This window comes from Carboxylicivirga linearis, assembly GCF_018271995.1.
Classification (GTDB): Bacteria; Bacteroidota; Bacteroidia; order Bacteroidales; family Marinilabiliaceae; genus Carboxylicivirga; species Carboxylicivirga linearis.
This window is the reverse complement of the sequence record NZ_JAGUCO010000043.1, coordinates 1-8,047: the sequence shown is the minus strand read 5'-3', so window position 1 is coordinate 8,047 and position 8,047 is coordinate 1. Positions and strand designations below refer to the sequence as shown.

The 8,047-nt window shown below is 33.1% G+C and carries 9 protein-coding genes; 1 reads left to right on the top strand and 8 read right to left on the bottom strand.

Annotated elements, in window-relative coordinates:
• Positions 1–109 precede the first annotated feature (109 nt).
• The 7 genes from KEM10_RS22925 to KEM10_RS22895 form a co-directional block, all read right to left on the bottom strand.
• A complete protein-coding gene (locus KEM10_RS22925) occupies positions 110–580 on the bottom strand; it encodes a hypothetical protein (RefSeq protein WP_212220400.1) in 471 nt (156 codons plus the stop codon).
• A gap of 228 nt (positions 581–808) precedes the next feature.
• Positions 809–1,462, bottom strand: coding sequence for a DUF4844 domain-containing protein (locus KEM10_RS22920; protein WP_212220397.1), 654 nt, complete (start codon positions 1,460–1,462; stop codon positions 809–811).
• Between the two features lie 161 nt (positions 1,463–1,623).
• The gene (locus tag KEM10_RS22915; RefSeq protein WP_212220394.1) at positions 1,624–2,040 is read right to left on the bottom strand and encodes a flotillin-like FloA family protein; all 417 of its coding nucleotides are present in this window, start codon (positions 2,038–2,040) and stop codon (positions 1,624–1,626) included.
• 171 nt (positions 2,041–2,211) lie between these two features.
• Positions 2,212–2,841, bottom strand: a complete 630-nt coding sequence (locus KEM10_RS22910) for a hypothetical protein (RefSeq protein ID WP_212220391.1) — start codon at positions 2,839–2,841, stop codon at positions 2,212–2,214.
• 183 nt (positions 2,842–3,024) lie between these two features.
• The gene (locus tag KEM10_RS22905; protein ID WP_212220389.1) at positions 3,025–3,516 is read right to left on the bottom strand and encodes a hypothetical protein; all 492 of its coding nucleotides are present in this window, start codon (positions 3,514–3,516) and stop codon (positions 3,025–3,027) included.
• Between the two features lie 225 nt (positions 3,517–3,741).
• The gene (locus KEM10_RS22900) at positions 3,742–4,239 is read right to left on the bottom strand and encodes a hypothetical protein (protein ID WP_212220386.1); all 498 of its coding nucleotides are present in this window, start codon (positions 4,237–4,239) and stop codon (positions 3,742–3,744) included.
• Between the two features lie 83 nt (positions 4,240–4,322).
• A complete protein-coding gene (locus KEM10_RS22895; protein WP_212220383.1) occupies positions 4,323–5,810 on the bottom strand; it encodes a tyrosine-type recombinase/integrase in 1,488 nt (495 codons plus the stop codon).
• Between the two features lie 88 nt (positions 5,811–5,898).
• On the opposite strand from KEM10_RS22895, the gene KEM10_RS22890 reads away from it, so the two are divergent.
• The gene (locus KEM10_RS22890; protein ID WP_212220380.1) at positions 5,899–6,264 is read left to right on the top strand and encodes a hypothetical protein; all 366 of its coding nucleotides are present in this window, start codon (positions 5,899–5,901) and stop codon (positions 6,262–6,264) included.
• A gap of 670 nt (positions 6,265–6,934) precedes the next feature.
• Here the strand turns inward: KEM10_RS22890 and KEM10_RS22885 are convergent.
• A partial coding sequence (locus KEM10_RS22885) for a hypothetical protein (RefSeq protein WP_212220377.1) occupies positions 6,935–8,047 on the bottom strand: 1,113 nt, incomplete at its 5' end.

Below are 8,047 nucleotides of genomic sequence, written 5' to 3'. Positions count from 1 at the left end.
TTGGTCGTGGTGTCGTGTCACGCGGTAGCGATGACAGGACGCTAGACAAAGGCGTCAGGACGAGCCAACCTAGCCATGCTTTATTCCAGCGTGTTACCGCCTGTTTGTTTTAATTTGCACGAGGAATTAAGCCATTTATCCAATCTTGCTTCTGTTTCTCGGCACCTCCTAAAAAGAGGAAATTGGATTTTTCTAAGTCAACAAGTCCAAATGCAATTACCATATATTCAGTATCAAGAAATTCTTTTTCTTTTTCATCAGGTTCTGCAAGATTTAAATAACCAACTACTCTTATTTTATCACCGACTTTATTCGATTTGTTATTAAACATTAAAACAGTCCAAATATATTTTTTAGGTCCGACTTTAAGTTTGTAAAAAGGAGTATTATTTCTACTATTCACAGTTTTTTCAATTTGTCCGTCATATGCTATGACTTTACCTTTATATTTTTCCAGATATTTGAAGTTGTCTTGATTAATATTGGTAGGAAATGATTTCTCAGTTATTTCTGTTGTATTCTGTGCTGATAATTCTAAAAAAGATAATGTCAATAGAATAATTAATAGTGATTTCTTCATATTAATGGATTTGGTGCTTTTTAATAGGCGGTAACGAATGGCAATATGAAACGTAAGCGAATTAAATGAGCAAACGTTTCAAGTTTTTAATTAGCCAAATCTACGATTTGGTAATTGGAAAATCAATATCGTCAAATCGTAGATTTGGCGGTGTTGATTAGGAGTAAAACCTTTGCAAACCACTGTCCCGCTTATGTTTTATGATTGCGTGTTAGCAACTGCCAATTTCTATTTTCTAAAAAATTTAATTTGTTCTAATCGAGTTTTTGCTTGTTCACTGTCATATTCTTCTTTTAGCAACTGTTCAACCCAATCGTAATTGCCAAATTTTAACCTTTTAATTCCAGGGCCTTTATCAATCATGTTGTATTCACCGCAGGTTTTACATTTGACAATATCATATGCCAAGTCAGGAATATCAGATTGGCGTTCCATTATAAAAGTCTCAAGTTTTGAATCACATTTTGTACAATTCTGTGATAACGTCTCTATTATTTTATCAGATTTTTTAAGTGCAGACATAACTTTAATCATTGAGCTAAGTCCAAATCCGTATAGCCAATTATTCAGGTCGTTCTTTATATCAATGTTTAATATTTGAGATAACTCAAAAAAATAATCACATATGAACTCCTTTTCCTCCGTATCATAATCAAGTTTGTTAAATTTTTGGAGTCCGTTTTTAAGTATCCTTTTAGAAATCCGTCCATTTTTATTTTGCTGAACGGAGGCAATTAAAGAGTCTGTGCAATTATTTAATAAAGTTTCCATTTTTAAACATAAATCAGAATCAGAAGGATTTAATCCGCGTTTATCCCATTCTGAATCAGCGAACTTTTCTTTTTCTCTGAATCGATTTAATTTGTCTATTATTTCAGTCATTTTGGAATTTTGTGCTGGTTGTTGCTAACGGTTGCTGGATGAAGTCGTGGCGAATTGGTCGTGGTGTCGTGTCACCCGATAGGGGGGCTAAGACAGTAGACAAAGGCGTCAGGACGAGCAACCCGCGCCATGCTTTATTTCCAGCGTGTTGGCAACCGTAATTATAATTGTGTAATAGTTCTATTATTAGGATTTACTCTTGTCCAATTATTAATTGAATCAAAAATGTTTTTTTTACTTGCAACACAAGTGATTGCTTCTTTTAAATCAAGCTGATAACCTTTTCCTTTCGCATATATTAGTCCTTGTAAAGCACTTTCAGTATCAAGTCCACCTAGTATGTATGCTTCGATTTCTGACTTGTCAATAATGATATTTGCTTTCTTTGAAATGATTAATAGTTTTAAAATTAGGTCAACATTAGAGTTTCTGAAGTACATAAACATTAGTTCTTGTAATGATATGTCCAGATTTTGGTGAATTATTAATCCAAGGTGTTGAAATATTTTAAGTCTGAATATTACAAATAATATTGTAAGTCCTCCAATTGTTGCTAAAAAATACAGTATTAATTGCATTTGAAGTTTTTTACGTTATTTCTTATGGTTGCCAACGGTGGCAATATGCGGAGGCCGGGATTTCAAAGCTCCAAATTGTCAGGCCGTTACAATTTTCATTAAATGAACAAAGGTTTAAATTACCCACATACCCCGGCTTACGTATATTGCGTGTTGGGCTTTCGTGCTTAATTAATAATTTACATCTTTCTCTTTCAAATAAAGCCATTTCTTTAAATCACCAAAATCAATCTTTAAACTACTTAAAAAACTTATTCTCTCATTATTAATTTTTTCAACTAATTCCTTAGTAATTTCCGCTGCCTGAAATGAATAAATTGTTGGTTTATTGATTACTGTTTTTAATTCAAAATCTTTCGCCAGTTTTTCAAAATTGCACGACAAATCAGTTTTTTGATTGATAATATTTGGATTACTACAGAATCCGTTTACCATTTTACTTTTTTTATAAATCTTAAATCCCCAAGCAAAATGCCCAAACTCAAATATTGTTAAAATTGGACAATCCAAAACTCTAGAAAGTCGCAGAGCTAAGTCTTCTCCTAATTTTGAATTATGATGAAGCAATATTGAACTCCAAATACAATTAGGTTCTGAAATTCTTGTTAGTTTATTTATATTCTCTCCACCAACAGTATTACATAAATAATCAAACTCTTGATTAAGGTCTTTTACTTTGACTTTCATCTCCTTAAGAGCTTCTAATAATTCCTGTTCCAAAATTTCGGAGTCTACTTTAACAAATAATTGTGTTGTTTTTTCTCCGAGGTAAAAATTGCCTAAGTCATTATATAAATTCATTGCATTTTCTGAATTAGGAAGCGGTTATTCGCATGAAGCCCAACGTTTGCTGGATGAAGTCGTGGCGAATTGGTCGTGGTGTCGTGTCACGCGGTAGCGATGACCCGACAGTAGACAAAGGCGTCAGGACGAGCAAACCTAGACATGCTTTATTCCAGCGTGTTGGGCTTAGTACTTTTTCTTTTAAAATTTCAAGGTAGTATTAATCTGTTCAATCATATTGTCCTTTTTCGTAAGTTCTTTCTTGACTTTTGATAGAGCTTTTCTAATTGTGGTTTTGATCCAGATTAATGGGATAAGGTTTATAAGTCCTAATAACCATGCTATTATTCTATTGTCAATTCTAAGGTTAAGTAATTCATAATGAAATTCAATTCCTTGAAGAAAAGTCAGAACAATTATAATGGTTAAAAGAAATCTGAAAAATAATTCTCTAATTATGGTTTCCTTAGCAATCTTTTTAGGGTCTTGATGATATTTTCTAGTGAAAGATTTTTCTATTGCTTCAATCAAGTTAGTCTTTGCTTTTATAAGAGATTCAATGTCATATTTTTTCTCAAAAAGTAGGTTTCCTGCATACAATTGAGGTTCTAAATTAATTCTATTTGTCTCTGAAAATAGGTCAAAGAGAACACTTTTGGATTCCTTATTTAAATTTTCTTTCCAGTTTAACATCTCGTTTGTATTAAGCCCAACGGTGGTTGCATGGCGTCGTAAGGGGATTTAACCTCACAGACTTTCATAATAGCGCTAAGCCAAAGCGCATATTTGTTTTACATTTCATTTTTTAAGCCAAATCTGCGATTTGGAACTGGTAGCCTTTGCTGAGGCCTTCCCAATGATTACGAACCCCTTATGCGCTATTGCAACGTGTTGCCAATAGTACTTTTTACATATTGATTATTCCCAAATAACCTTCCGTGACAATGTCTTAATTAAGGTTCTTTCATTTCCACTATCCATTACTATGGATAATTTAACTGAGTCCTTGGTAGATTTAGGAATAATATAAGTGGTCGCACTATCTCTTTTCAATTTGCAGTTTGTGGCTTGTAATATTAGCGTATACTGCGGAGCATTGTAAATATTTAATTTATTATTGTCCATTAATAGTACACTGTCAATATCCACATATACAAATTCCTTATAAAAAGATACTAATGTAGAGTCATAGTTAAAATGTTCAGATTCGTTTATTCCGTTAATCCATTTTTGAATATCTAGTGTGTCGCCATTTTTGTTAAAATAAATCAAGTCACCATGAAATCTATCCTCTAACATATTCACCATTATCATTTTCTCACCACTAGGATAAGAATAAATGATATATCCTGTCTTTTTATAGGCGCAACTTGTAGATAACAATATAATCATAGACAAAATCAAATATTTCCTCATAGTCATTCTTTTTCTATTTAAGATATTTAGTCTGGCAATTATGTATTATTGGCAACTATTCTGTAACCGTCATTGTATGACGGTTATATTTCCTTTGTCTGTTGTTCCGAAGCTAATTTAACATCTTTTTTGATAATCAAATCATCCAACGGACTTTTTATCATCTCCAGGTATCTGTTACTGACATACGTATAAATATCAGTGGTTTTAGATGAACTGTGCCCCAATAATTCCTGTATGTATCTTATGTCAGTTCCCGATTCAAGCAAGTGGGTTGCAAAACTATGTCTTAGCGAATGTAATCCCCCTCTTTTTTGTACTCCGCTTTGCTCAATTGCTTTTTTCAAAACTTTTCCTGCACTGGTAGCTGAATATTTACCGCCAAACTGCCCTTCAAACAGATAATTGGTTGGTTTGTATTCTTTGTAATAGTCTCTTAATGTATCTAAAATTGATGAACCCAAAATACTGTACCTGTCCTTGTTGCCTTTGCCGGCCAGTACGCGAATACGCATCCGTTTCGAATCAATATCATTTAATTTAAGATTCAATACCTCACCAATTCTTAATCCACTACCGTAAAGCAAAGACAGAAGGGCTTTATGCTTACTGTTTTCAGTGCTTTGTAATATTTGGCCGATTTCTTCCTTACTCCATACCTTAGGTAATTGTTTTCCTACTTTTGGACGGATCACTTCATTAACTTCCAATTCTCTTTTTACATAACCTCTGTAATAAAGCTTAATCGCATTAACCGATTGATTTATGGTGGCAAAAGAGTATGCTTTCTCACCCTGCATTAATTCATGGTACTTATTAATCACCTCGGAATCAAAACTATTTATCTCATCAATGCTGTTATGTTTGTAACAATTAATAAAGCGTAGAACAAAATAGTAATAAGTATTGATGGTATTTTCACTATACCCTTTTAGCTGCATGAACTTCAGAAATGCTAGTGGAACACTCTTAAAGAAGCGATCCTTGACATATTCCTGTTCATATAATTTCTGAATAATACGATGATCTGTAATCTTTAACTCATTGTGAAGTCGTATCTTTAAATCTTCCGAAACTGAATCAATAAAATGATATAGAATACTTAATTTGGGTAAGAGAGTAAAATCTTTGACGATGGCATTCCATCGAGCGTATTTATTTTTGACTAGTACTTGGTTTGCTCGCTTGTTATACTTGTATTTAATGATTATCAATCTTTCATTATTCTTCTTGTAAGGAACCAGCATAATGCCACCTACCTTATTCTTAGGTTCAAGAATTCCTTTAAAATATATCTTGTCACCAATGACCGTTTTTTCGGTATAGCCTTTTATTTCTGCCTGATAATATTTTGTACTTACATGGGCAATATCTTCAAATACATCCTGAAGCAATCCAATGGTGTTGTGCTTAATAGGAGTAGTGTAGGCTTTCATCTCCGGATGCCATTTAATCCAACTATTATTGGCAATTCTGTCAAGCAGTGCCTCATTGCTCTTGAAATAAAGCACACAATAGTCAGATCCTTCATAAGTTCTCTGGTTGAGATATAGTACATCCTTCTGATTCATCTTTTTTGTTGACTAACATAAGGATAATTTGTAATTTAAGAGTTTATTAATCGTCTACTTACGTAATTAAACGTCTAATAATACGACTATGGAAAAAAGAACTTGTTTATATTGCCATGAACCGATGAAGGGTAGGAGCGATAAAAAGTTTTGCTGTGTACAATGTAAGAGTTCTTATCACAATCAATCGACCAGTTCAATAGAAGCTTATGTACGATCAGTTAATAAGCAGCTTCGTGCCAACAGAAGTGCGATGCACCGGGCCTGTCCCGAAGGAAAAGCCACCGTTCGAAAGGAATTTCTTAAAAAACTGGGCATGGATTTTAAACACCTTACCCATACATGGAAAAGTAAGGGAGGTAATCTTTATTATTTCTGTTATGACTATGGTTATACTCAATCTTCAGAAGTAGGTAAGGTATTAGTGATCCAACAACAGGATTATATGAAATAACTTATTAATACCAGTTATAGTTATCAACTTCAAGTATTTAATGGTTGATGTTAAAAACCTTTTTATTAGGTTTATGAAATGCTTCGCCGTCTCACTCACAATACTTTTTACGAGTAAGCCGATGTTTCTGAAGTCAAGGACTATACTTATAAATTCCCATCATCACTAATCATTCTACCACTCTAACAGATTTTGTATAATTCAGACTTCGGATTAATTACGAATCATAAAAAAACATATTTATTTTCAAGAAAACAAATATTAGTGTAGATCAATCCTATGGAAATATTACAAGATGAAAAATATTATGAGGAATGATTTGAGTCTATTAAAACACTAATCATTAAACCAATTTACAGCTTAATTAAGAATTAAGACTGTTATCTGTAAAAGCATAAGTTACCAAAATGTAGTAATATATCTTACCTTCTTGCTGTGTAAGCTATTAACTCCATTATCTCAGGATAATGAACTATCAAATCTGGTGGAAAGTAAATCAAGTAAATGTGAAGTAAATATCTAAAATGTTATTAATAGATAAGTTACTGTATTTGATTTACATTATTTACTTCATTTACTATAAAAAACATCGATTTCCTTTTAGATGAATTTTTGAGCATAAAAAAAGGATACCATAAAGTACCCTATAAAGAAAAAATGAGAAACTAACTCAGATCGCCAGCTCCACGTCATCAATGACAATTCCATTTGTTGTTTCGGCATCTTCATATTTAAACATGTAACAGGATCCCAATGCACTATGCGTATAGCTCTTTACTTTGCGACTTTTTTGAGAACTATTGGGGATAAATGTTTTATTACCCTTTGCGGTCAACAATTCTCTTAACGAATTCATCTCAAGAAAATGTAGTTTGTTTTTGTTCACGTAGTCGGTATAGCAAGGATAAAGTAGTTTGAATTTAATGTATAGTATTTTCTTTATCGGGTCTTTCACGTAGTGTATATCTTTACGTATATCACCATAAGGGTCTGCAACCTTATAGGCAATGGCACTCCAAAAAATAGATACATCCTTTAAGTCGCTTGCCATTTCATCCTGCATTTTTGCGTTTTCGATTACTGCATCCTTGTACGTATCCAAATCAAATGGGAAAGCCAATTTAGCTTGAAGGAGTTTAACCGGAGTCAACAACAATGCGATATGTCTTATTTGTCGGTCTGCGAGTTCTGTTTCAGCATTTATGACCGATTTAACCTGTTGAAAAACCTCATTAAATACCTTTTTAAACTGTTTTTCAAAATAGCTACGGTATTTAAAGAGTTCACGTGTTATATTGCAAAATCCATTCTCTTTCTCTTTTAGTAAGGTTTTATAGGCTTCTGTGGTTTCATCAGAAAATTTATTATCCTCAAAATGCAATACAATCATTCGAGCAAAAAGGGCTGCCTCAGATGTTGGCAATTCATTACCATCTACCATACAGGCAGAGCTAATTTCAAGAGTTGTGGTTTTATTATCGTTGCTTTTTTGCGCCATGGTATACAGTTCTCCATCATAACCTGTCTTAAATATATCGACCGTTTTTTTATCAATGGCATTTGTGTATTCTTTAAGATAGTATAAAGCATTACTTCGTTGAGTTAATGAGCGTGAAAAACCTTTGTCCGTAGAATTAAGCAATGAGATTCCATGATTAGGTTCTCCAAACAGATGCATAAAGAAATTAACAAAATTGGACTTTCCGGCTCCCTGGTCACCAAACAGGAATAAAAATGGGAAGAAGCCTGTTATATCAAGAATAATGTCTCGGTATAACGCCAG